Below are 24771 nucleotides of genomic sequence, written 5' to 3' on the forward strand. Positions count from 1 at the left end.
CTTTAGTTTGAAGCCAACCAATCAAAAACAAATTATAGTTTGCTTTGATGGCTTGTTTCCGCATGGTGGATTGGTTGATCGTTTAAAAGGCATTATCTCTTTTTATCAAATAGCACAAATATTGGATTACGATTTTAAAATAATCTTTAATAATCCATTTGATTTAAACCTCTTTTTACAACCCAATACTGTGGATTGGCAGATTAACACAAGTAAAATGAGTTGGCATCCAACTAAATCAAAAACTGTGTATTTAGTAAATGATTTTAAGGTTAACCCATTAAAACTGATTAAAAACTCTAAAGCCAAACAGTTTTATGTGTACGCTAATATTGATTATGGTAAAACCATTTTTCCGGATTTAAATACAGAGCAATTAGAGAATAAATGGCGTACTGATTTTAATCATTTATTTAAAAAAAGTGAATTATTGGAAGCCAAATTAAATGCTATTACAACAACACCATTTATTTCATTTCATTCTCGATTTACAACATTAATGGGAGATTTTAAAGATAGCACTACTAAAGTTTTATCTGTGGACGAGCAGGACGTTTTGTGTAACAATTTAGTGACTATTATTAACCGAGTTAAGGCAACGCATAACATTAATGCGTTTGTGTTTTCAGATAGCATTAATTTTATCAAATTTGCTAAACAAAAAGGGCAAGTTAGTAGTATAGAAGGTCAACCGTTTCACATGGATAATTTTAGTAATAACAACAATACAGATGGTCATTTAAAAACATTAATTGATTTTTTTATGATTGCCAAAAGCGATACGGTCTATTTTTTAAATGTAAAACCAATGTATAATAGTAGTTTTTCTAAATATGCTGCAATTGTTGGTCAAGCTAATTTTGAAGTACTAGAAGCATGATAATTATTGTTCATCATAAATACAAAACAACTCAAGTATTGGATGCTAAAATGCAAACCATTACATGTATTGCTATTGGTAATTCTATAACCCAAACTATTTATGATGTGTCGACGACATTTCCTGATGTATTAATTATTTGGTGTAATGTGGCTTATTTAAAAGTTTTAGATGTTAATAGTATACCTACAGTATTCCATCATCGACGTATTTTAGCTAGTTATAATACTAACACTAACTTTTATTTGCAAAAACAAATTGGGTATGTGGAACGGTCATTTTATGTTAAAGTCAATAAAAAAGTGACTTATCCAACTTGGATGATGTCAAGTTGTGTTGGAGGTATACATGCTTCAGTCATAAATAACTTATATAAAGACTTAAATTTTAATATAAACTTTGATTATTTTATAAATTCGTTAGCCAAACGAGCAATGGTTGAAGGGTTGTTTTGTTATTCTGAACCAAAATTGTTACGAGGAAATTTTTCAGCTACAGCTGAAATAAAACAAGGTTCGATTTATGAAATTTTTAAATTTGTAAAGCAACATTATAAATGGGTTTGGGTGTTTTTTTTAAGTCTATCTTATCTTATTTATGAAAAAAAAATAACGTTATTACCTTTAATCAAAAGCTTGTTTTATAAACAGCTGAGCACAACATTTAATTTACAACAAATACCTATTCAGTCCACCAAAAGTGTAATTAATAAGCGAGAAATTGATGTTATAATTCCAACCATTGGTAGAAAACAATATTTATACGATGTTTTAAAGGATTTGGCGACGCAATCCATTTTGCCAAAAAATGTAATTATTGTAGAACAAAACTCCTTAAAAACTTCAAAATCTGAATTGGATTATTTAACAAATGAAGCATGGCCTTTCAAGATTAAACATACTTTCACACATCAATCAGGTGTTTGTAATGCGCGTAATTTAGCCTTATCACAAGTAGAAAGCGAATGGACTTTTTTAGGAGATGATGATAATAGATTTGATTCCAATTTAATAGAGACTTTATTTAACCGAATTAACCAATATGGCGTCCAAGTAGGTACAACAGTTTATCTGCAGAAAAATGAAGTGCAAACCTATTTAAAAACAGCGCAAACTAGTATTTTTGGGGCAGGTAATAGTATTATTAAATCAAGCCTAATCCAACAGGTGAAATTTAATTTAAACTATGAGTTTAACTATGGAGAAGATACTGATTTTGGTATGCAGTTGCGACATTTAGGTGAAGATGTGGTTTACTTTGCAGACATAAAAATAGACCATCTTAAAGCTCCAATTGGTGGTTATCGTACCAAAGTGAGTCATCCTTGGTCAGAGGATGAGATTGTACCAAAACCATCGCCAACCATACAACTGTTGTATCAAACTTATTTTACGCCTGAACAATTATTAGGTTATAAATTATTATTAGGTTTACGCAGCTTTAAAAGTAGCGCTAATAAAAACCCTTATACTTATTTAAAACAGTATAAAAAACAATGGGAGCGTAGTCAATTTTGGAGTAAAAAATTACAGTAAAATCGAAATGCTTAAACTATACACAAATACTAATTTTTTAACCGAAGCGTATCGACGTCAAGTCTTTCCGTTGTTATTTGATTTGGTATTTAAGCAAAACCAAAAGCTACTTGAAAAGTACAGTATTGTTTCTAGTATTGAAGATGCAAATATTGTCGTTTTACCAGTAGATTATGCAGTGTTTTTAAAGCAAAGCAAACCTTTTTTAGAGCTTTTAAAAGCTGCTAAAGCAGCAAAGCTTCCTATATGGATTTATACTTCAGGAGACTATGGGTTTACTAATTACATACCTAATAGTTATACCTTTAGGTTAGGTGGTTTTGATAGTAAAATGGATAAAAGTACTTATGTTTTACCATCTTTTATAAACGATCCGTATGCTTCCGTTTTGACTCAAGATTTTTCTGTTTTAAAAAAAACAAGTAAGCCAAGTATTGGTTTTGTTGGTCATGCACAATCTGGCGTTTTAAAATATTTGAAAGACTATTCCAATCATTTAAAATATCAAGTCAAACGAAAGTCTAATAAAATACTGGCAGATAAACAGAGGTTTTATCCATCCAGTGTTAAGCGTGCCAACTATTTACAAACACTAGCTATAAATGAAGGTTTAGAAACCAATTTTATTCTTAGAACTAAATATAGAGCAGGCTCGCATTCTCCTGAAACACAACAAAAAACTACTCAGCAATTTTATAATAATCTATTTAGTAATGCCTATACTTTTTGCATAAGAGGTGTTGGGAATTTTTCGGTTAGATTTTACGAAACTTTGGCTGTAGGACGCATTCCTATTTTGTTAAATACAGATTGTAGATTACCATTAAACACGCATATTGATTGGTCTAAACATTGTTTAATTTTAGATACATCAAGTCACATTAAAATAGCAGATCAAATTTTAGAATTTCATAAAGGATTATCAGCATCTGAATTTGAGAATATCCAACATTCTAATCGCAACTTATGGCTTAATACGTTGCAACGCGACGCTTATTTTTTAGAAATTTATAAACAGTTTAAAACTAAATAGGAATCCATGAATTTGTCTTTTTCATTAGTCATTTGCACGTATATGCGACCAGAAGCCATACTTAAGCTTTTAAAGTCCGTTGCCTTACAGACATTGTATCCTAATGAAATACTTGTAATAGATGGTTCTTCAAATTCTGAAACTGAAATAGTTTTAAATAAAAATACTTTTAAAAACCTAAAATATTTTAATGTTGATGAGTCTAATAGAGGCTTGACCAAACAACGTAATTTTGGAATTAGTAAAGTCGATAAATCCAAAGATGTTGTTTGCTTTTTGGATGATGATGTTGTATTAGAAAGTGATTATTTTCAGCAATTAATTACTACTTATCAAACGCATCCACAAGCGCTAGCTGTAGGAGGTTATATCACTAACGAAGTAAAATGGGAAGTATCAGATAAAGCTAATAAATCATCAAAATTCTATTTTGATAACTGGATGCGCAGTGAGCCCTCTAGATTTAAAATTAGAGCCATTTTTGGTTTACAACCTGATACAAATCCTGGATTTTTACCAACATTTGCACATGGACGTTCGGTTAGTTTTTTACCACCTTCTGGTAAGATTTATAACGTTGAGCAACTAATGGGTGGCGTTTCTAGTTATAAAACACAAATATTTCAGCAGTTATCATTTTCTACTTATTTTGAAGGTTATGGCTTGTATGAAGATGCAGATTTTTCAATAAGACTAGCTAAATTAGGACCATTATATATTAACACAAATGCTAAACTGGCTCATTATCATGATGGTTCTGGACGACCAAACCAGTATAATTATGGTAAAATGGTAGTTAGAAACAGTTGGTATGTGTGGCGCGTCAAATATCCAAATCCTACTTTAAAAGCTAGCTTTAAATTTCATGCGACCGAGTTATTATTAATGACAATTAGAGCTACAAATATCATTACCTCTAAAGAAAAATTAAAAGCATTAACCGAAACGTTAGGTCGTAACATTGGTTGGATTTCGCTTATATTTAACAAACCCAAAATTCAATAATGCGTTTTTTAATTATCACACATGTTTTTCATAAACCAAAAGTACAGCAATGGTTTGCTTATGCACCTTATGTGCGTGAAATGAATTTGTGGTTAAACTATGTAGATGAGGTTGAAATCGTAGCTCCAAAAACAAATGCGTCTATTTCAGACATTGATATAGCATACATGCACGATAACGTTAAGTTTACTCAGATACCATCCATCGCTTTTATCAATTTTAGTAGTATCTTAAAGTCATTAGTTGCCATACCATTTATACTATTTAGATTATTTCAGGCTTGTAAACGTGCTGACCACATTCATTTAAGATGTCCAGGAAATATTGGTTTACTAGGTTGTATGGTTCAGGTTTTTTTTCCGAAGAAATTAAAAACTGCTAAATATGCAGGTAATTGGGATCCAAATGCGAAACAACCCTTAAGTTACAAACTTCAAAAAAAAATACTTTCAAATACCACTTGGACTAAAAATATGACTGCTTTAGTTTATGGTGAGTGGCACAATCAGACTAAAAATATCAAGTCGTTTTTTACAGCAACCTTTAAAAATGAAGATCGAGAAACGATTATTTTTAGAGATTATTCTGCTGATTTGCATTTTATTTTTGTTGGTAGTTTAGTTGAAGGGAAACGTCCATTATTGGCCATACAAATCGTTGAAAAATTAATTAAAAAAGGGATTGCAAGTCACTTAGCATTATATGGTGATGGAATTTTAAAAGCAGAATTGCAGCAATACATAAAAATAAATAAATTAGAAAACTATATCGTTTTACACGGAAATCAAACCAATGAAACCATAAAAGCAGCATTAAAACAATCACATTTTTCAATATTAGCATCAAAGTCCGAAGGTTGGCCAAAAGCCTTAGCTGAAGCTATGTTTTATGGCGTCATACCTATTGCTACGTCAATATCTTGTGTGCCAAATATGTTAGAGAATGGAAAAAGAGGCCTCTTGATAGCACCTGATTTAGAGTCTGCAGTTAACAAAATTGAAAGTTGTTTGTTAGATAAATCGCATTTGCGAGAACAATCTATTAAAGCTTCAGACTGGTCACAACAGTACACTTTGGATGTTTTTGAGAATGAAATTAAAAATTTAATAGTCAATAAAATAAAAGTTTAATAAATGTATGTAGAAGGAGATTATTTTAAGAATCCAAATAGGCACAATGAGGATAGTATTTATAAAGTAAATGCTATAAAAAAAATACTATTTAGTTTTATAAAAGAAAATAATATCACCATTAATTCTTATGCTGATGTTGGTTGTGGTTCTGGAGATATAGTTAAGGTTTTAGGGAGAGATTTAAAAAAAGAATTTGAAACAATTAAAGTTTTAAAAGGCTATGATGTTTCTCCTCATGTTAAGGATATAAAGGATGATTTAGTAGAATTTTGTTTTGAAGACTTTACATTTTCGTCAGAGACCTATGATTTGGTGACTTTAAATGATGTTTTCGAACATATAACAGATCCAATAAATTTTTTAAAGGAAGTAGGTAAGCGTGCAAACTATGTTGTAATGCATATACCACTAGAAGATTGTCTGTCAGTTAATTTAAGAAACTTGCAAAAAACGAAAATTAAAAATCCAGGTCATTTAATTTTTTTAAATATAAATTCTGCGATTAATTTAATTACTTTTTCAGGATTAAGTGTTGTAGGTTATGAGTATTCAAAAAAATCGCTTGATGCACCTTCTAATAACAAAAGTATCACACAAAAAATATCAAAGCCTTTTAAGAAATTTTTTTTAAATATTAATCCTTATTTATATTCTAAAATTTTTGGAATTAGTTTGGTTGTAATAGCGAAAAGTAATAATTAAAAGTATGAAAACTAAGCATGTGATTTTTCAAGTGATTGATTCTCTTAGTATTGGGGGCTCTGAAAGAATGAGCGTTAATATCTACAACACGTTAACCAAAAACAAAATTGAAAATTATTTAATAGTTACAAGAAATAATGGTCCTTTAAGTAGATTCATTGAGAATTCAAAAAATGTTCGTTTTTTAAATAAGAAAAGAGCACTAGATTTAGTTTCCTTTTTCAAACTATTTAACTTAATAAAAAAAATAAAACCTTCAATTATTCATGCACATCAAACATCAATTTATTGGGTTTTAATTATTAAATTAGTTTACCCAAAATTAATAGTGATTTGGCATGATCATTGGGGTTTTAGTGATTTGTTACGCGACTCTGATAGGAAAATAATTAGAATGTTTTCTTTTTTAATAGATGGTGTGATTTGTGTGAATGTTAAAATTAAAAAATGGAATTCAGCGAGATTAAAGATAAGGGATAAATCTATTATTTACATACCTAATTATCCGTTATTAAATTTAATAGAATTTAAAAAGTCTGAAGAGAAAACTATTTTATGCGTAGCTAACATTAGAGACCAAAAGGATCATCCAAATTTATTAAAAGCTTGTTCAATATTAAAAAACCAAAATGTAGATTTTAAATTATTGTTGGCTGGGTCGTTAGAAGATAAGGTTTGGGTTGAAAAAGTTAACAATTTAATAATTGATTTAAATTTAGTTGAGTGTGTAAAAATTTTAGGACCGGTTGAAGATATTTCACGGTTATTAAGCTTTTCTGACTTGGGTGTTTTAAGCTCTGTAAGTGAAGGATTACCTGTATCTCTTTTAGAGTATGGTTTGGCTGGTTTACCTGTTGTATGTACAGATGTTGGACAATGCAGGGAGGTTTTAGGTGACGGAGAGTTTGGCTGGCTAGTTCCACCTAACTCACCAGAACTACTAGCAAAAGCAATAAAAGAATCATTAATGAATAAGGAAATATCTAAAATTAAGGCAGAAAAATTGAGCTATAATATTAACAAAAATTATGGTTCAAGTGGTTTCCTAAAAAAGTATATAAATTTTATAAATGAATTCCAAACCATTACCAGTTAATGACACAAAGCGAATACATCAATAAAAAAATAGAGTCCCTTTTTAAGTCGCTTTATATAAGGTTAGCTTTAGTGTTGATGGTGGTTTCGTATTTTTATAATTTGCCTGCTTTGAAATATGATTTGACAGGAGGCAACGAGTTAAGACTTTATGACATGGTAGGTGTAGTTATCCTGTTTATAGTTTTTAATAATTTTAAATTAGTGTCAATTTATGTCAATTCTAAAACCTATTTAAAGTATTTAAACACCTTTATATTGTGGGCTGGTTTTACTTTAATATTTAATGCTGCTTTTAGTATCTATAAAGGTCGACCGTTGTGGTTTGTACAAACCTGCATGTATTATTATCATTTGTTAGTCTTTTTTTACACAGCTGTATTAATAGCAATGTATTTAAGACAACAATCCCATTATAAATATATTGCTAGCTTAATCTTGGTGTTAGCTATTGCAGAGTCTGTTTTAGTGTTTTCTCAACATGCTGGATTGGTTCCGTTTTTATGGAATGATATCTACCTTGAGTCTTATGGTGGGTTTTTATCTGGTGCCTTAGGTCCTAATAAAATTAATTTGGGGATGAATATGTTTTTCTCTTTTATTTTTGCAACTGGATTATTATTACAAAAGCATTTAAAAGTTAACCGAATATTAGTGATTGTAGCCTTGCTAGCCTCTTTGGCAACCATAGGTGTTTCGGGATCTAGAACAACGTATTTAGCTTTAATTGTCTTTGTTTGTTACTTATTTGTTTCAAGTACTAAAAAGTTTTTTGGACTGTCTATTATTATTTCATTAGGCGTGATTGTTGCGTTTTTCTTTAATCTAGAGTTTATTGAAGCCATAACATCAACCATTGAAAATAGAGTGGTTAATAAAGTATCTAATCCAGGAATTTTTACAGGAGAAAGTTTAGATGTTGGAGATTTATATGAAGATTTAGGTGCAGGTCGTAAACAATTATCTGTGCGTTATTTTTATTATTTGATTGAAAATCCATTGATTATGCCTTTTGGTATTGGGTTAAATAATCGTTTATTAATTCAGTTTTCTGCACATAATATTTATTTAAGTTTAATTAATGAAGTAGGATTAGTAGGCTTGTTTTTATATTTTAAATGGCTAACCAATTATTTGTATTTAAAGTTTGGCAAAGCTAAGTCTTTAAAATCTGTTTTAAATGGTTTAGTATTAGCTATGCTTGTGACCTTGTTTTTTGGAGAACATTTATATATTTACCGTTCATTATTTACAATTTTAGGTTACTTTTTGTTAATTGTGGTGATGTTAATCGCACCACGTTATTACTTTACCAATGTTAAATCAAAATAAAATAGCTGTCGTAATCCCTTATTATAATGCTTCACTGCATATAGTAAATGTATTGGTTAAATTACCAAAGATTATTGATGTGATTTACATTATTGATGATTGTGGTGATGAAACATTACCAAAGGAGGTTTTGACAAGATTTCAAAATGTAGTGTATCTAAAACATGATAAAAATTTAGGTGTTGGAGGTGCTACAAAAACAGGTTTTAAAGCTGCAATAACAGATAGGATAGCTATTGTTGTTAAGGTTGACGCAGATGACCAAATGGATACTAAGTATATAGAGGAATTAATTACACCATTGATAAATGACCGAGCTGACTATTCTAAAGGTAATCGTTTTAGGGATTTTAAAGCCTTAAAAGCAATGCCTATAACGCGTAAGATTGGAAACTTAGGCTTATCTTTTTTAACTAAAGCAGCGACAGGTTATTGGAATAATTTTGATCCTACAAATGGTTTTTTTGCTGTTAAAACAGAAACACTAGAAAAGCTGGATTTTGATAATATTGCTAATAGATATTATTTTGAAACGTCATTAATTGCCGAACTTTATTTTCAGGAGTCAAGAATCAAAGACATTTCAATGCCTGCTATTTATGGTGATGAAAAATCAAGTATGAGCGTCTGGAAAATGCCTTTTGTGTTTCTACCAAAGCTTTTTAAAACCTTTATAAAGCGTATTATAAAATCATATTTTATTTACGATTTTAACATGTCTTCAATATATATATTATTTGGTCTTCCATTATTTTTATTTGGTTTAATATATGGATTATATACATGGTGGTTTTATAGCAGTCAATCTATATTTGCGCCTACAGGGACTATCATGTTAGTGACCTTAACCATAATAATTGGTTTTCAGTTATTGTTACAAGCAGTGCATTATGATATCACTAAAGCCCCAAAATCTAACTAAATGAAGCGTCTTGGCAAGTACAAGTTATTGTTAGTTTTTTTTATTAACATTATAATAGCTGTCGCTTATTTTATAGATAATAAAGACGCTAGTTATAGCGAGTTATCTTCAGATATTCAAAATATAATTCCGGTGGCTCAAAAATTTGATAATCCACAATTATTTACACATGATTTATATTTAGATAATCTAAGTAATGTTAAGTATTATACACCTTTTTATGTGCAATCCTTAAGGTTTATTGCTAAGTTTACAAATTATAATTACGTTCAAGCTATTAATGTTTTAGGTTTATTTTGTCATTTAGCATTTGGAATTTTATGGTTTTTTCTACTTTACAAATACATTAATAGTTTTTGGGTAGCATTATTTGTTTCCATATTAATGAGAGGGATTATTTGGCTTCCTGGACTAGAAATTTGGGGTATTTCAGATTTATGGACTATTATGCCAAGGACCCTTTATATTAGTCTACTGCCATTACCTTTTATACTTCTTTCCAATACTTTTACTAGAGTCTTATTTGCTGCTTTTATAATTGGATTAATTTTTAATTTTCATCCAATAACAGGACTTGGTGGTCTATTATTATTTGTTTCTTTTTTATCATTAAGTCAAATTTATTTTAAAAAGCAAGAGTGGTTAACCTTAACTAAATCCATGACAGTTTTAATATGTATTCTAATGGGTATGCTACCGTTTATCTTAACTTACTTTGGCAAAACAACTTCAGAGGTTACTTATAGTATAGCCGAATTTAATGCAGCATTCAACGCCAGAATTCCTGAATATTTTAGTCAGCCTTTATTTTTTTTAAAACAATGGTTTCATTTTAAAACCTTATTTTTTATTCTTCCTTTAGGGTTGTTTTATGTATATTCTTTCAAAATAAAAGAGGAATTACAAAAAGCAAAAGTATTAATAATTTTGACTTTTATTTTAGTACTAATACCAACTATTAGTGTCCCTATTGAGCAATTGGTTAATAATGTATTAGGTTTAAATTTGAGGTTGTCGTTTCAGTTAATTCGTGTCCAAAAAGTAGCGATTATACCAGGTTTTTTTGCATTAGCATTTCTATTAAAAAATGTAATTAAATCCAAAAGGATAATGATTAAATTATTTCCGTATTTAGTAGGGTTATACTTTGTATTATTAAGCTTCAGTCAAAGTCCTTGGTTAAAAAATGTACCCTTTATAGGAGATGATATTTCAAACACTATTTTACCTCATAATTTAAGTTTTTTTTCCACAGTAAAAGACTCGCAATTAGATATAGATAGGATGTCTAATTATATTGAAACTAACACAGAGGTGTCAGATTTAATTTGTGGCAGTCATATTTACAGAGGCGCTACAAAACGGTCAGTAGTTTTTGATGGTAAAGGAGCTTCTATGTTAATTGAAGGGAATCCAGAGCAATTTATTAAGTGGCATTTACGACAACAAAAAATCAATAATTTACAGTCCATGCAAGAAGTTGTTGATTATTTAAAGCTTTTCAATGTTGATTATTTTGTTACTAGAAATAAAGGTGTTCCTGCAACACTTGTGCATACCGAAGGTCCAATATTTTTATATAAACTTTAAACATTTTTGAAAAACATAGTTTACATAGGTAATAAGTTAGCTTTAAAAGGTAAAACAGCTACAACCATAGATACTTTGGGAGAAGGTCTAGAGGCAGCTGGTTTTAAAATAAATTATGCGTCTAGTTATAAAAATGTATTTTTTAGATTGGTCCATATGCTATGGACTGTTTTTAGACATAGACAATCTACCGAGTATGTATTAATCGATACATACAGTACGCTAAATTTTTATTATGCCTATGCTGTAAGTAAGTTGTGTCAAATTTCAGGCTTAAAATACATTCCTATTTTACATGGAGGGAATCTACCTATTCGGCTTACTAAAAACCCCAAATTAAGTGCTTCTATCTTTAAAAATGCATATGTTAATATTGCACCTTCAAATTATATTAAAGCATGTTTTAATGAAAAAGGTTATATAAATGTAGAAGTGATACCAAATAGTATTGACATTATAAATTATCCTTTTTTAGTTAGAGAAATAGATACCATAAATCTACTTTGGGTACGTTCTTTTTCAAACTTGTACAATCCAAAATTAGCAATCAATGTCTTATCTGAATTAAAGAAAAAAGGTTACAATTGTTCGTTGTGTATGGTTGGTCCTGACAATGATGGCAGTTTAAAAGAAGTTAAAAAATATGCTAACAATCTAGGTTTAGAGGTGTTCTTTACAGGGAAATTGACTAAACAAGAGTGGATTACTTTATCTAAAAATTACAATGTATTTATTAATACCACTAATTTTGATAATACACCTGTTAGCGTTATCGAAGCTATGGCTTTAGGGTTACCTATAGTGTCAACACATGTAGGTGGTTTACCTTTTTTAATTGATAATACTATAGACGGACAATTAGTGCCTCCAAATGATGTAAAGGCATTTACTAAAGCCGTATTACATTATAAGAACAATCCAAAATGGACACAATCTGTAATTACTTCTGCCAGAAATAAAGCAGAACAATTTGATTGGAACACCGTTAAACAAAAATGGATTAGCACTTTAAAGTAAAAAACTTGGTTTAAAACATTTACTTGTTATCTTTGAAATAATTCTACCAACCAGTAACAATGAATACAAGTAGTGGTATCCACTTTGAAATTTCTGAACGTAAAATACTTTTGCGTTTATTTGATTTACTTTTTATAGGCTTATCACTATTTACAGTAAGCACTTTTTTTGACTTTGACTATTTTAAAGTGTATGACCAACATTGGACCTGGTTTATTGTGCTTGCCATTTATATTACCGTTTTTGGAACAGTCTTAGAGCTATATGATTTGCAAAAATCAAGTCGATTAGACACGGTTTTAGGTACGGTTTTACTTACCACTTCTGTGACCGTTTTATTTTATCTTTTAACTCCGTTTTACACACCATCATTACCCGAAAATAGATTACAAATACTTTACTTTTATTTGGCTATTTTATTTGGTTTATATTTTTGGAGATGGGCTTACATAACATTTATTTCTTCTCCTAGGTTTTTTAAAAGGGTGCTTTTAGTTGGCGAAATTTCTAATATTAAAACCATTGTTGACGCTTTTGCTAGTGCTGATCCAAATTATAAGATTATTGGTTTTATTAATTGCGAAATAAGTAAAAAAGACACTATAAAATATAAGGGTTTAAAGGAATACGAGCCTTCTAAAATGCATCAGATAATTAAAGATGAAAATATATCTGAAGTCGTAATTGCAAGCTATAATTCAGAAAATATTACTTCTAATATATATTCCGATTTAATTACTTTATTAGAAAAAGGGTTTCCAATAAAAGAGTATACTCAGGTTTATGAAGATATAACCTATCGTGTTCCTGTACAGTTTGTTGGTAAGGATTTTTATAAATATTTTCCATTTAGTCGAAACAATAAAAACAAATTATATTTAGCCTACAGACGTCTTTTTGATATTTTGTTATCATTACTTGGTTTGTTTTTAGGATTACTAATTTTACCTTTTATTTTAATTGGTAACGCTTTGGGTAATAGAGGTGCGTTATTTTACACTCAAGAACGTGTTGGAAAAAACGGAATCCCTTTCAAGATTTTTAAGTATAGGACTATGGTTAAAAATGCAGAAGTAGCAGGAGCTGTTTGGGCAACAAAAAATGATACCAGAATTACAGCTTTTGGTAAGTTTTTAAGAGTTACCAGATTAGACGAAATACCTCAATTTTTAAATATTTTAAAAGGCGACATGAGTTTGATTGGTCCTAGACCAGAGCGTCCTTATTTTGTAGACGAATTGTCCCAAGTCATTCCTTTTTACGAGACGAGACATATCGTTAAACCAGGACTAACAGGTTGGGCTCAGGTTAAAGCACGCTATGGTTCAAGCGTGGATGATAGTTTATTAAAATTACAATATGATCTATACTATATTAAGCATAGAGGCTTTTTATTAGACATCAATATTATAGTTAAAACGTTAAGTACTGTCATCTTTTTTAGAGGACAATAATTAGGCTTTATTTTCAGTTAATTTATAAAACCTTAAAAGGTATATATACCTAACTGCTAACGCTAGTAATAAAGGTGCTAAAGCAGGAGCAAAGCGTTGCACACCTATAGTCCAATGCATCACAATCAAGCATAACATTAAAATTGAAAATTTAATATAAGCTATAAACCATTTTTTAGGACTAGTCTTTAAAATTTGTAGGATACAAAACAGACTTAAAGGAAAAGCCCATAATAAATTGTAGTTGTAAGTAGTACCTGTATGATCTGTTGCAAACCATAATAAAAATAGTAAAATACCTATTAGTCCTGTGACTGTAAATAGGGCTAAATCTAACCCTTTATTTCTAGCGTTATTTTTATTATCGCTATAGGTTATGTAAAGAATAACCAATGCTAAAACCAATGTTAAAAGTAATGGACTAGTTAAAAAAAAGCTGTTTTTATTTTCGTTTTCTCCTTTTTTAGTAAAAATTGTTTTAGATGCAGTAACCAATTTTTCTTTTGAATCCTTTAAAGTAGCAAGCTCAAAAAACTGATTAACTTTTTCAGGTAAAAAAAGCTGTTCTCTTGGCGTTGCTTGTCTATCAATTATAGACCCTAGTGCAATATCTATCCCAAAGCTTCCCCAAGTATTCCAATGTAAATTATGGTCAATTAATTGTCTAAAAGTTTGCTGTTTATAGTCTTCTGGTAGGTTATACTCTAGATTTCCATCTAAAGTAGTTTCAATGACATCTCTTATTTTAGTGGCGCAATTATCATAAAAAAAATCATACAGGTAAGCTCCTTGATCTTTCTTGTAATTAGCCTCTAAATAATCATATAGTTGCTTGATTTCAGCTTGAGTTAAGCGCAGTTGTTGCTCTTTTATTGTGCGATTTTCACTAATATAAAACGCTATAAAGTTTTTATAGTTGGATTTACCTTGTAGGTAATTAAGTTTTCCTCTAGCAAAATCTAAATAAAAATTTGGATCGTCAAAATTATACCTGCCAAAGTCATATGCAATATCAGCAAATCGGGATTTAATACGGATGGCATTATGCCCAAAAGCATCGTTTAAGTTACTACCTGGTCCAAATGTGATAACACTTACTGTCGTGTCCTGGGATAAAGGTATTGCTTGCGTAAATCCTGTAGTTGTACTAAGTACAAAAACAATGTATAATAATAGTCTCATGCTACAAAGATAACTTATCTAAAAACGCTAAAATCTAGTTTTAACGAAAATACATTAGAATACAAAGCAACGCTTTGATCGCCAATATCTGTAAACGCGTAATCTACTTGGATGCCTTTATATTTAAAACCGACACCAAAACTTGGTTGAAACGTTAAATCTTCAGAGTTGTCTATCTGTAATTCATTTTGAAAATTACCAACACCTGTTCTAAGATAAATCATATCAATATAGCCAAACTCTAAGCCTAAAGCAGGATTTATACTAGCAAAAGAGGTTGATATAACATCATTATTTTGCTCAAATCTTACGTTTAAGTCTAGCTCTGCTTCCAGCGTATAATCATAATGAAAACGATATAATTTAGCTACACCTAATTGTAGTTTTGGTATTGTAATTTCGGTGGTTTCTGGTAATTCTTGATTTTGACCTTCTACTGCATTTTGGACTTTAGCAAATTCATCTTCATTAATAGTCCAAGCATTAAAAGTTGTGGTAATGTCACGTGCCATGATACCAAATTTCCAATTATTATCACTTTCAAATTGAATAGCAGCATCCAAACCAAAACCCCAACTTGAAGCAAAGTCTCCTATAATACGTCTAATAATTTTAGCATTAACTCCATAACTTAACCCTTCAAGCGGTAAGTCTCTAGCGTAAGATAAGGTTAAACCGTAATCTGCTGTAGAAAATAAGCTGATTCGGTCATAGTTAACATTACCTTGTTCATCTATAAGCTGTGTAGTATCTAGGATATCATCCACAGCAAAACGTATTAAAGAGATTCCGAAAGCACTATTATCATCTAAAGGCATTGCAAAAGCTGCATAGTCATAATTTGCAATATTAGCAAAGTAACTAGAGTGCATTAAGGCTAATTGATTGTCTTCTAGTTTAATTAATCCAGCAGGATTCCAATAGCCAGAATTTACATCGTTGGTTCTAGCAACGGTAGCATTGCTCATCCCTAAAGCTGCTGCATCCACACCAATATTCATAAATTCGTTTGAATATTTTCGGGTTTGAGCAAAAGATAATGAGACACTCAGTAATAAAAAGGCTAGTAAACTTACTTTCAATTTCAATTTTTTTTTACAAAGATGCTATAATTTTTCTATATATTAAACTTCAATTTTAATACTATATTGCATAGTGTTTGGAATAGACACAAATACTTTGTTATTTTTACAAAAAACTAACTGATGAACATCAAAGCTTTTATACCAAATTTTATCACACTTCTTAATTTATTTAGCGGAAGTGTGGCAGTCATATTTGCTGTTAATAACCACTTTATTTTTGCTGCCTTTTTTGTGTTTTTAGGCATCTTTTTTGATTTTTTTGATGGTTTGTTAGCAAGAAAGTTAAATGTGCAAAGCGATTTAGGTTTACAATTAGATAGTTTGGCAGATATGGTAACTAGTGGATTAGTACCAGGAATAGTAGTTTTTAAACTGTTAGAATTAGCTAGTAATAGTAAAGCAGTAACATCCATTGATGAGTGGTCAGAAACTATGCAATGGACAGGTTATACATTTAACTTATTACCGTTTATTGGGCTGTTTATAACATTAGCGTCTGCTTATAGATTGGCTCGTTTTAATCTTGACGAAGAACAACAAAGTTATTTTAAAGGACTACCAACACCTGCTAATGCCTTACTAATTTTATCATTACCGTTAATTTTAGAATTTCAGAATAATGATTTAATAAATAGTATTATACTTAATAAATGGTTTTTAATTGTGTTAACTATTTTAAGTTGTTACATATTAAATTCATCTGTAAAACTATTTGCTTTAAAATTTAAAAACTGGAGTTTTAAGTCAAATGCAGTACGTTACATTTTTATAATCTTAAGTATTGTGCTTTTAGTGGTGTTGCATTTTGCAGCAATCCCTTTAATAATAATACTATACATATTACTATCCTTATTTAATAACATCAATTAATACCCACTATGCTAGAAATTATTTTTACGCTTTTAATGCTTGTTTTGTTGCAGGCTGTTTTAGGATTTGATAACTTATTATATATCTCTTTAGAGTCAAAAAAAGCACCAGAATCTGAACAAAAGCGCGTTAGAAAAGTTGGTATTTTAATTGCGATTGTTTTACGTATCATATTATTGTTTGTATTAGTATCGATAATTGATTTTTTTAAAGAGCCTTTTTCGTTTATGACAGGTGAATTTGGTAATGTGGCCAGCTTTGCTTTTAATGGACACAGTTTAATTGTATTAGCTGGAGGAGGTTTTATTATTTATACAGCAATAAAAGAAATTTGGCATATGATTGGTGCTCATGATTTAGATCATGATATTGAAGGTGATGGCACGAGAGGTAAGTCTGCAAGTGCTGTTATAACCAGTATTGTAATAATGAATTTAGTATTCTCTTTTGATTCTATTTTAGCAGCCATAGGGTTAACAAGTGATATTGAAAACGCTACAACAGCCTTTATTGTAATGGCTATTGCTATTGTAATTAGCGGATTATTAATGTTGTTTTTGGCAGATCGAATCTCTGTGTTTTTAGCAAAAAACCGAATGTATGAAGTGCTTGGGTTGTTTATTCTATTTATTGTAGGTATAATGTTAGTTACCGAAGGTGGACATTTAGCACACTTAAAGTTATTTGGAAACCCAATTGAGTCTATGAGTAAAACAACCTTTTATTTTGTGTTGTTTATTTTAATTATTGTAGATGTTGTTCAGGGTCGTTATCAAAAAAAGATATTGGCAGAGAATGCTAGAATTAAAGCTAAGTCTGAAGAAAAAATATAGTGACATAAATAGTCATTAAATATTAAAAGCCCAATTGAATTTTCAATTGGGCTTTTATTTATAAATTATTTATTTACAACATTCTGATTAATCTCTAATCTTCTTTTTACGTAATTCAAAATTCTGACCTAAGTATACTTTTCGTACCATTTCGTCATTAGCTAATTCTTCAGGTTCTCCTGCTTTTAAAATACTTCCTTCAAACATTAAATAAGTTCTATCTGTAATAGCTAACGTTTCTTGTACGTTGTGGTCAGTAATTAATATACCAATGTTCTTTTTGGTTAATTGCGCTACAATACGTTGTATATCTTCCACTGCAACTGGATCTACTCCAGCAAAGGGTTCGTCTAATAAAATAAAGCTTGGGTTAGTTGCTAAGGCACGTGCAATTTCGGTACGACGACGTTCTCCTCCAGATAATAAATCACCTCTACTTTTTCTAATATGACCTAAACTAAACTCTTCAATTAATGCTTCCATCCTGTGCAATTGTTCTTTTTTGCTCAGTTTGGTCATTTGTAAAACACTTAAAATATTGTCTTCAATACTTAGTTTTCTAAATACAGATGCTTCTTGTGCTAGATAACCAATACCATTTTGTGCACGTTTATACATAGGGTAATTGGTAATATTAGTGTCATCCAAATAGATGTTTCCTGCATTTGGTTTTACCAAACCAACAGTCATATAAAATGATGTTGTTTTTCCTGCACCATTAGGACCTAAAAGCCCAACAATTTCACCTTGACTAACTTCAAGAGATACGTCTTTTACAACTTTACGTCCACTGTAGGACTTCATTAAATGTTCGGCTCTTAGCTTCATTTGGTGTGTTTAATTGTCCTAAAAATAAGCATTTCAATATAACTTATTAAAAAGGCGCTTTAATTTATATAAAGTTTAACCTTGTTGGTCTTGATCCTGCGCTTCTAAAGCTTCCCAAAACTCATACGCACGTCTTAAATGTGGGATCACTATAGTACCACCAATTAATGTAGCAATACTTAGGGTTTCCATTACTTGCTCTTTAGACAAACCTTCTTTATAACTTGACTCTAAATGGTATTTAATACAATCATCACAACGTAAAACGGTAGAGGCTACTAAGCCTAATAGCTCTTTAGTTTTTACGTCCAATGCACCTTCAGTAAAGGCATTAGTGTCTAAATTAAAAATACGTTTGATTATTTTATTGTTATCGCCTAGAATTTTATCATTCATTTTTTCGCGATAGTCGTTAAATTCTTTAACTAGTTCTGACATCTTTTTTTTGTTTTTTATTTTCGTTTTTCACTACAATTCGAGAGATATGAATACTAACTTCATACAAAATTAGTACAGGTATCGCTACAATTATTTGACTTGCTACATCTGGAGGTGTTATGACTGCAGATAAAATTAGAACTATAACTAAAGCAAATTTTCTGTATTTTTTTAAAAACTGAGGTGTTACCAAACCAACTTTAGTTAAAAAGTAGATTAATATTGGTAGCTCAAATATTATTCCAGACGCTAAAACAGACGCTCTGATTAACCCAACGTATGATGAAATATCAATCTCATTGGATACTTCTGTACTTACGGAGTAGGTTCCTAAAAAGTTTATGGATAAAGGTGTTATAATGTAGTATCCAAATAATACACCCATAAAAAACAGTAAAGAAGATATTATGATAAAACCTGTAGATGTTCGACGTTCTTTAGAGGTTAAACCAGGACTAATAAATCGCCATAATTGGTAAATTACATAAGGGAATGCTACAATAAATCCCGCATAAATGGACGTCCATATATGAATAGAAAACTGTCCAGCCATTTCACGGTTTTGTATTATAAACGGAAACGAATCTGCACAAAAACTCATGTCATCCAATCCAAAAAATTTAGACATTTCACATAACCATTGGTAAGTGGGAAACGTCATTTTTTGAGGTGCAAATAGGATGCTATCAAATAGTATACTTGGAAAACAAAAAGCGATTGTACCACAAATAACTACAGCAGATACAATCCTAATTAAATGCCATCTTAAATCTTCAAGATGATCTAAAAAAGACATCTCGTTTACATTTTTTTTTGCCATTATAAAATTCCTTCTCTTATTAAATCGTGGATATGCACTACACCAGCGTACTTGCCATCTTTTTGCACAAGTAATTGAGAAATCCCATAGGTCTCTAAAACCTCCATAGCATCAATAGCCATAGCGTCTTCTTCGATACGTTTTGGATTGGCACTCATAATATCTTTAGCAGTTAAGTCGCTAAAGTTATCCACTTTACTTAGCATTCGTCTTAAATCACCATCAGTAATTATTCCGACAATCTTATGGTTTTCAGTGACAGCTGTAACACCTAGCATTTTTTCAGAAATTTCAACAATTACCTGTTTAATGTTAGTGTCTAAAGTGACTTCTGGTTTTTGATTAACAGAAGAAATATCCTGAACTCTTAAATATAATTTTTTACCTAATGCACCACCTGGATGGTATTTAGCAAAATCTTTGCTAGAAAACCCTCTTAATTCTAAAAGGCTAACCGCTAATGCGTCACCTAATACTAGTTGTGCAGTAGTACTGGTTGTTGGTGCTAAATTGTTTGGGCAAGCTTCTTTCTCTACAAATGCATTTAAAACAAAATCCGCTTGCTGGCCTAAAAATGAATCTTTATTACCAGTTATAGCAATCATTTTATTTTTTGCATTTTTAATTAATGGTACCAAAACTTTAATTTCTGGTGTGTTTCCACTTTTAGAAATGCAAATCACCACATCATCCTGAAGTATTAATCCTAAGTCACCATGTATAGCATCTGCAGCATGCATAAATACAGCAGGAGTACCAGTCGAGTTTAGCGTAGCCACTATTTTTGTTGCTATAATAGCACTTTTTCCTATTCCAGTAATTATGACTCTACCCTTAGAATTATAAATCAATTCCACAGCTTCAGCAAAGTCGTTATCAATTAAATTTGATAAATTTAATATGGACTGTCCTTCAAGTTTAATAGTTTCTTTGGCACTACTAATAATGGAAGCTTTTGTTTTCAATGTGTTTATTTTTTTTGGTTTATAAAGATTTTACTATCTTTAGTCTTAATCTAAATCACCTTAAGATTATTAGATTAATAATTTCGACAAATTTAGCGAAAAAATTGAGAGGGGAATTCAATTCTTAGCAACTATTTATAGTTTGTCAAAAGTATGTAAGTGTAAATAATTAATTAAATACGAAAGTTATACATAGTGAAAAGCGATTTGCATTCAGCACTAAAAAAATACTTTGGCTTTGGCGAGTTTAAAGGACTTCAAGAACAAGTCATTAAAAGTATCCTAGAACAAAAAAATACATTTGTAATAATGCCTACAGGTGGTGGTAAAAGTTTATGCTACCAATTACCTGCGTTAATGCAAGAAGGTACAGCTATAGTTGTGTCTCCTTTAATTGCTTTAATGAAAAATCAGGTTGATGCAATTAGAGGTGTCTCCAATGAAAATGGTGTGGCTCATGTTTTAAATTCATCTTTAAATAAGACCGAAATTAAACAAGTCAAAGAAGACATTACAAATGGTATTACAAAATTATTATATGTAGCACCAGAATCCTTAACTAAAGAAGAAAATGTAGAGTTTTTGCGTACCGTAAAAATTTCTTTCATGGCAGTGGATGAAGCCCATTGTATTAGTGAATGGGGTCACGATTTTAGACCAGAATACCGTAATTTAAGATCTATAATTAGACGTATAGGAGATAATATTCCTATAATTGGTCTAACAGCTACAGCAACACCTAAGGTACAAGAGGATATCCTGAAAAACTTAGGGATGAATGACGCTAACACTTTTAAAGCCTCATTTAATAGACCTAATTTATATTACGAGATACGTCCAAAAACTAAAAACGTAGACGCTGATATTATTCGCTTTGTAAAGCAAAACGAAGGTAAATCCGGAATCATTTATTGTTTAAGTCGTAAACGTGTAGAGGAGTTGTCTCAAGTCTTACAAGTTAATGGTATTAAAGCGGTACCATATCACGCAGGTTTGGATGCTAAAAAAAGATCCAATCACCAAGATATGTTTTTAATGGAAGACATTGACGTGGTAGTTGCAACCATAGCTTTTGGTATGGGAATAGACAAACCAGATGTAAGATTTGTAATTCATCACGATATTCCTAAAAGTATAGAAAGCTATTACCAAGAGACTGGTCGTGCAGGACGAGATGGAGGAGAAGGTCATTGTTTAGCTTATTATGCCTATAAGGATATAGAAAAGTTAGAGAAGTTTATGTCAGGTAAACCTGTAGCAGAGCAAGAAATAGGTCAAGCACTATTGCAAGAGGTTGTCGCTTTCGCGGAAACTTCAATATCAAGACGTAAATTTATATTGCACTATTTTGGTGAATCATTTGATAACAAAACAGGTGAAGGTGGAGATATGGATGATAATATGCGTCATCCAAAGGAAAAACAAGAAGCTAAAGATGATGTAAAACTTGTCTTAGAAATTGTCGATGCTACCAATGAGAAATATAAGGCTAAAGAGTTAGTAAACGTTATTGTAGGTAAATCTAACGCGTTAATCAGCTCTCATAAAACCGACGATCAACCCTTTTTTGGTAAAGGAAAAGATAAAGATAAATCCTATTGGATGGCTTTAACACGACAAATATTAGTATCAGGATCTTTAAAAAAGGATATTGAAACCTATGGTGTTATTAAGCTTACAGATAAAGGAAGGGATTTTATAAATAATCCTGAATCATTCATGATGACTAAAGATCATGAGTTTGGTGACGAGTCAGACAATACTATTATCACTGCAGAAAGTGGTGGTGGAGCAGTAGTGGATGAGGCATTAATGAAAATGCTTAAAGACTTAAGAAAAACTAATGCTAAAAAATTAGGTGTACCTCCTTTTGTTATATTTCAAGATCCATCCTTAGAGGATATGGCTTTAAAATATCCAGTATCTGTGGAAGAGTTATCTAACGTTCATGGTGTTGGAGAAGGAAAAGCTAAAAAGTATGGTAAAGATTTTGTCGCGCTTATTGCAAGATATGTAGAAGATAACGACATTGTAAGACCAGATGATTTAGTGGTTAAATCTACAGGTAGCAACTCTGCACTTAAATTATATATCATACAAAATGTGGACAGAAAATTACCATTAACAGATATTGCATCTGCTAAAGGAATGGAAATGTCTGCATTTATTAAAGAAATGGAAGCTATTGTCTTTTCAGGGACAAAATTAAATATTAATTATTGGATCAATGATATTTTAGACGAAGACCAACAAGAAGAAATCCATGATTATTTTATGGAGTCACAAACAGATAAGATTGACGTTGCAATAGACGAGTTTGATGGAGATTATGATGATGAAGAGTTACGATTATATCGTATTAAATTTATAAGTGAAGTCGCAAACTAAGCATAATACCAAAAAAACACTTTATTAAAGACCTAACAAGTTAATTTGTTAGGTCTTTTTTGTTTTCTTCTGCTATTTGTAATTCATCTAAACCTTCCATGGTAAGCGGTGTAAAAGTAATGGCGTGTTTTTTTACTTGTAGTGTTATATTTTTAATTGCAGATCGTTTGATATTTTCGGCAGCTTCTTTTTCAATTTCAAAATCTATTCTAGTAACATAACCATCAAAAACACCCATGTTTTCAGACTCAAACTCATCCATGTCTGATTTTAAATCTAAAGTATGATCGTTGTTAACCATTAAAAGTCTAGCGCCTTTTTTTGCTTTTATATTTAGTTTTCCAACAATAAAAGTTTGTAAAAAATAATAACCACCAAGCTCTGCATAACCTGCATAAATCACATTTTGATCTGCAATACCTACAGGTTGGTCTTCACTATGCTTTAAAATAGCCTCAATATAATTGGTATCAGCTAATTGGTTGTTTTTTGATTTTTTATCATTACCTCCAAATAGCTTATTAAATACACCCATAATAATTTTTTATTTTTTCAAATCTAACAAAATTTAGTAAAACAGGATTGGATAAAAAAAATCATCTGTCATTACTTATTACTTTTAACTTCTTTATATCTTTGCAGTTCATTAAAAAACAATGTAATGCAAGACGGTTTATACGCAAAATTTAATACGAATAAAGGCGAAATTTTAGTCGCTTTAGAATTTGAGAAAACTCCTGGAACAGTTGGTAACTTTGTTGCTTTAGCTGAAGGTAACATGGAAAACGATGTTAAACCACAAGGGACACCTTATTACGATGGATTAAAGTTTCATAGAGTAATTGATAATTTTATGATCCAAGGAGGTTGTCCACAAGGTAGCGGATCAGGTAATCCAGGATATAAGTTTGATGACGAGTTTCACCCAGATTTAAAGCATAGTGGACCTGGAATATTAAGTATGGCAAATGCTGGACCTGGTACTAACGGAAGTCAGTTTTTTATTACTCATGTTGCTACAGATTGGTTAGATGGTAACCATACTGTTTTTGGAAACGTAGTAAAGGGACAAGACATCGTTGATGCTATTGCACAAGGAGATAAGATTGAAACTTTAGAAATTGTTAGAGTTGGTGCTGATGCAGAAAACTTTAATGCAATTGAAGCCTTTAGAACATTTGAAGGTGCAAGAGAAAAACGTGTAGCTGCAGAACGTGAAGCTAAACGTGCAGAATTAGATAAATTAGCAGCAGGTTTTGAAGAAACTAAAAGCGGTTTACGTTATCAAATTATCCAAAAAGGTAGTGGTAAAAAAGCTGAAAAAGGTAACCAAGTTTCTGTACACTATAAAGGACAATTAGCAGATGGAACTGTTTTTGATAGTTCTTACAAACGTAATCAACCTTTAGATTTTCAAGTAGGAGTTGGTCAAGTTATTTCTGGATGGGATGAAGGGATTCAATTATTACAAGTAGGTGATAAAGCCCGTTTTGTTATACCTTCAGATTTAGGTTATGGATCAAGAGGTGCAGGAGGAGCAATTCCACCAGATGCTGTACTTGTATTTGATGTAGAACTTGTAGATGTTAAATAATAATTAATTATTTATTGTTCTATTTAGATATTCTAAAACAAAAATTATAAATATTTAAAACCTCAAAAGA

Annotated in this window: 23 protein-coding genes; 16 read left to right on the plus strand and 7 right to left on the minus strand. The window is 30.7% G+C overall.

All coding sequences use genetic code 11. From position 1 onward, the window contains the following. Positions 1 to 7: 7 nt before the first annotated feature. From B2989_RS03290 to B2989_RS03345, 12 genes are all read left to right on the plus strand, one after another. Positions 8 to 880, plus strand: a complete 873-nt coding sequence (locus tag B2989_RS03290) for a hypothetical protein (RefSeq protein WP_292944090.1) — start codon at positions 8 to 10, stop codon at positions 878 to 880. Then, the gene (locus B2989_RS03295) at positions 877 to 2415 is read left to right on the plus strand and encodes a glycosyltransferase family 2 protein (RefSeq protein ID WP_292944093.1); all 1539 of its coding nucleotides are present in this window, start codon (positions 877 to 879) and stop codon (positions 2413 to 2415) included. Before B2989_RS03290 ends, B2989_RS03295 begins: the two co-directional genes overlap by 4 nt. A 7-nt stretch (positions 2416 to 2422) precedes the next feature. Beyond that, the gene (locus B2989_RS03300) at positions 2423 to 3448 is read left to right on the plus strand and encodes a hypothetical protein (protein WP_292944096.1); all 1026 of its coding nucleotides are present in this window, start codon (positions 2423 to 2425) and stop codon (positions 3446 to 3448) included. Between the two features lie 6 nt (positions 3449 to 3454). Continuing rightward, positions 3455 to 4453, plus strand: coding sequence for a glycosyltransferase family 2 protein (locus B2989_RS03305; protein WP_292944099.1), 999 nt, complete (start codon positions 3455 to 3457; stop codon positions 4451 to 4453). After that, the gene (locus tag B2989_RS03310) at positions 4453 to 5583 is read left to right on the plus strand and encodes a glycosyltransferase (protein ID WP_292944102.1); all 1131 of its coding nucleotides are present in this window, start codon (positions 4453 to 4455) and stop codon (positions 5581 to 5583) included. The genes B2989_RS03305 and B2989_RS03310 overlap by 1 nt, the downstream gene beginning before the upstream one ends. A 3-nt stretch (positions 5584 to 5586) precedes the next feature. Further along, positions 5587 to 6288: a class I SAM-dependent methyltransferase gene (locus B2989_RS03315; RefSeq protein WP_292944105.1), complete on the plus strand. Its 702-nt coding sequence runs from the start codon at positions 5587 to 5589 to the stop codon at positions 6286 to 6288. A 4-nt stretch (positions 6289 to 6292) separates the two neighbouring features. Continuing rightward, positions 6293 to 7384, plus strand: coding sequence for a glycosyltransferase (locus tag B2989_RS03320; RefSeq protein ID WP_292944108.1), 1092 nt, complete (start codon positions 6293 to 6295; stop codon positions 7382 to 7384). A 110-nt stretch (positions 7385 to 7494) separates the two neighbouring features. Beyond that, entirely contained in the window at positions 7495 to 8715 is a 1221-nt protein-coding gene (locus B2989_RS03325) for an O-antigen ligase family protein (RefSeq protein ID WP_292944111.1), read from the plus strand. Further along, on the plus strand, positions 8699 to 9637 hold the full coding sequence (locus B2989_RS03330) for a glycosyltransferase family 2 protein (RefSeq protein ID WP_292944114.1): 939 nt from the start codon (positions 8699 to 8701) through the stop codon (positions 9635 to 9637). Before B2989_RS03325 ends, B2989_RS03330 begins: the two co-directional genes overlap by 17 nt. Further along, positions 9638 to 11227 (plus strand): hypothetical protein, encoded by a 1590-nt coding sequence (locus B2989_RS03335; protein WP_292944116.1) that lies wholly within the window; start codon positions 9638 to 9640, stop codon positions 11225 to 11227. Positions 11228 to 11233: 6 nt separating this feature from the next. After that, positions 11234 to 12244, plus strand: coding sequence for a glycosyltransferase family 4 protein (locus B2989_RS03340; RefSeq protein ID WP_292944119.1), 1011 nt, complete (start codon positions 11234 to 11236; stop codon positions 12242 to 12244). Between the two features lie 59 nt (positions 12245 to 12303). Then, the gene (locus tag B2989_RS03345; RefSeq protein ID WP_292944122.1) at positions 12304 to 13698 is read left to right on the plus strand and encodes an exopolysaccharide biosynthesis polyprenyl glycosylphosphotransferase; all 1395 of its coding nucleotides are present in this window, start codon (positions 12304 to 12306) and stop codon (positions 13696 to 13698) included. On the opposite strand, the gene B2989_RS03350 is transcribed toward B2989_RS03345, so the two are convergent. Both B2989_RS03350 and B2989_RS03355 read right to left on the minus strand, forming a co-directional pair. Next, complete coding sequence (locus B2989_RS03350; protein ID WP_292944125.1) at positions 13699 to 14880, minus strand: DUF4105 domain-containing protein; 1182 nt, start codon at positions 14878 to 14880, stop codon at positions 13699 to 13701. Between the two features lie 14 nt (positions 14881 to 14894). Further along, on the minus strand, positions 14895 to 15962 hold the full coding sequence (locus B2989_RS03355) for a PorV/PorQ family protein (RefSeq protein WP_414692209.1): 1068 nt from the start codon (positions 15960 to 15962) through the stop codon (positions 14895 to 14897). 123 nt (positions 15963 to 16085) lie between these two features. On the opposite strand from B2989_RS03355, the gene B2989_RS03360 reads away from it, so the two are divergent. Further along, positions 16086 to 16835 (plus strand): CDP-alcohol phosphatidyltransferase family protein, encoded by a 750-nt coding sequence (locus tag B2989_RS03360; protein ID WP_292944128.1) that lies wholly within the window; start codon positions 16086 to 16088, stop codon positions 16833 to 16835. A gap of 8 nt (positions 16836 to 16843) precedes the next feature. Then, the gene (locus B2989_RS03365) at positions 16844 to 17668 is read left to right on the plus strand and encodes a TerC family protein (protein WP_292944131.1); all 825 of its coding nucleotides are present in this window, start codon (positions 16844 to 16846) and stop codon (positions 17666 to 17668) included. An 87-nt stretch (positions 17669 to 17755) separates the two neighbouring features. Here the strand turns inward: B2989_RS03365 and lptB are convergent, their stop codons facing one another. The 4 genes from lptB to B2989_RS03385 form a co-directional block, all read right to left on the minus strand. After that, positions 17756 to 18496 carry an LPS export ABC transporter ATP-binding protein gene (gene lptB / locus B2989_RS03370; protein WP_028282850.1) on the minus strand — a complete coding sequence of 247 codons (741 nt, stop codon included), beginning with the start codon at positions 18494 to 18496 and terminating at the stop codon, positions 17756 to 17758. Positions 18497 to 18571: 75 nt separating this feature from the next. Beyond that, entirely contained in the window at positions 18572 to 18934 is a 363-nt protein-coding gene (locus tag B2989_RS03375) for a carboxymuconolactone decarboxylase family protein (RefSeq protein WP_145000149.1), read from the minus strand. Continuing rightward, positions 18918 to 19754, minus strand: coding sequence for a twin-arginine translocase subunit TatC (tatC, locus tag B2989_RS03380; RefSeq protein WP_145000147.1), 837 nt, complete (start codon positions 19752 to 19754; stop codon positions 18918 to 18920). Before tatC ends, B2989_RS03375 begins: the two co-directional genes overlap by 17 nt. After that, positions 19754 to 20719: a KpsF/GutQ family sugar-phosphate isomerase gene (locus B2989_RS03385; protein ID WP_292944138.1), complete on the minus strand. Its 966-nt coding sequence runs from the start codon at positions 20717 to 20719 to the stop codon at positions 19754 to 19756. The genes tatC and B2989_RS03385 overlap by 1 nt, the downstream gene beginning before the upstream one ends. A gap of 207 nt (positions 20720 to 20926) precedes the next feature. On the opposite strand from B2989_RS03385, the gene B2989_RS03390 reads away from it, so the two are divergent. Continuing rightward, positions 20927 to 23107 carry a RecQ family ATP-dependent DNA helicase gene (locus B2989_RS03390; RefSeq protein ID WP_292944141.1) on the plus strand — a complete coding sequence of 727 codons (2181 nt, stop codon included), beginning with the start codon at positions 20927 to 20929 and terminating at the stop codon, positions 23105 to 23107. 40 nt (positions 23108 to 23147) lie between these two features. On the opposite strand, the gene B2989_RS03395 is transcribed toward B2989_RS03390, so the two are convergent. After that, positions 23148 to 23642 carry a hypothetical protein gene (locus tag B2989_RS03395; RefSeq protein ID WP_292944144.1) on the minus strand — a complete coding sequence of 165 codons (495 nt, stop codon included), beginning with the start codon at positions 23640 to 23642 and terminating at the stop codon, positions 23148 to 23150. A 126-nt stretch (positions 23643 to 23768) separates the two neighbouring features. Between B2989_RS03395 and B2989_RS03400 the strand changes: the two genes are divergently transcribed. After that, positions 23769 to 24701 carry a peptidylprolyl isomerase gene (locus tag B2989_RS03400; protein ID WP_292944147.1) on the plus strand — a complete coding sequence of 311 codons (933 nt, stop codon included), beginning with the start codon at positions 23769 to 23771 and terminating at the stop codon, positions 24699 to 24701. Positions 24702 to 24771: the final 70 nt, after the last annotated feature.

Source organism: Olleya sp. UBA1516 (genome assembly GCF_002323495.1).
Taxonomy (GTDB): domain Bacteria; phylum Bacteroidota; class Bacteroidia; order Flavobacteriales; family Flavobacteriaceae; genus Olleya.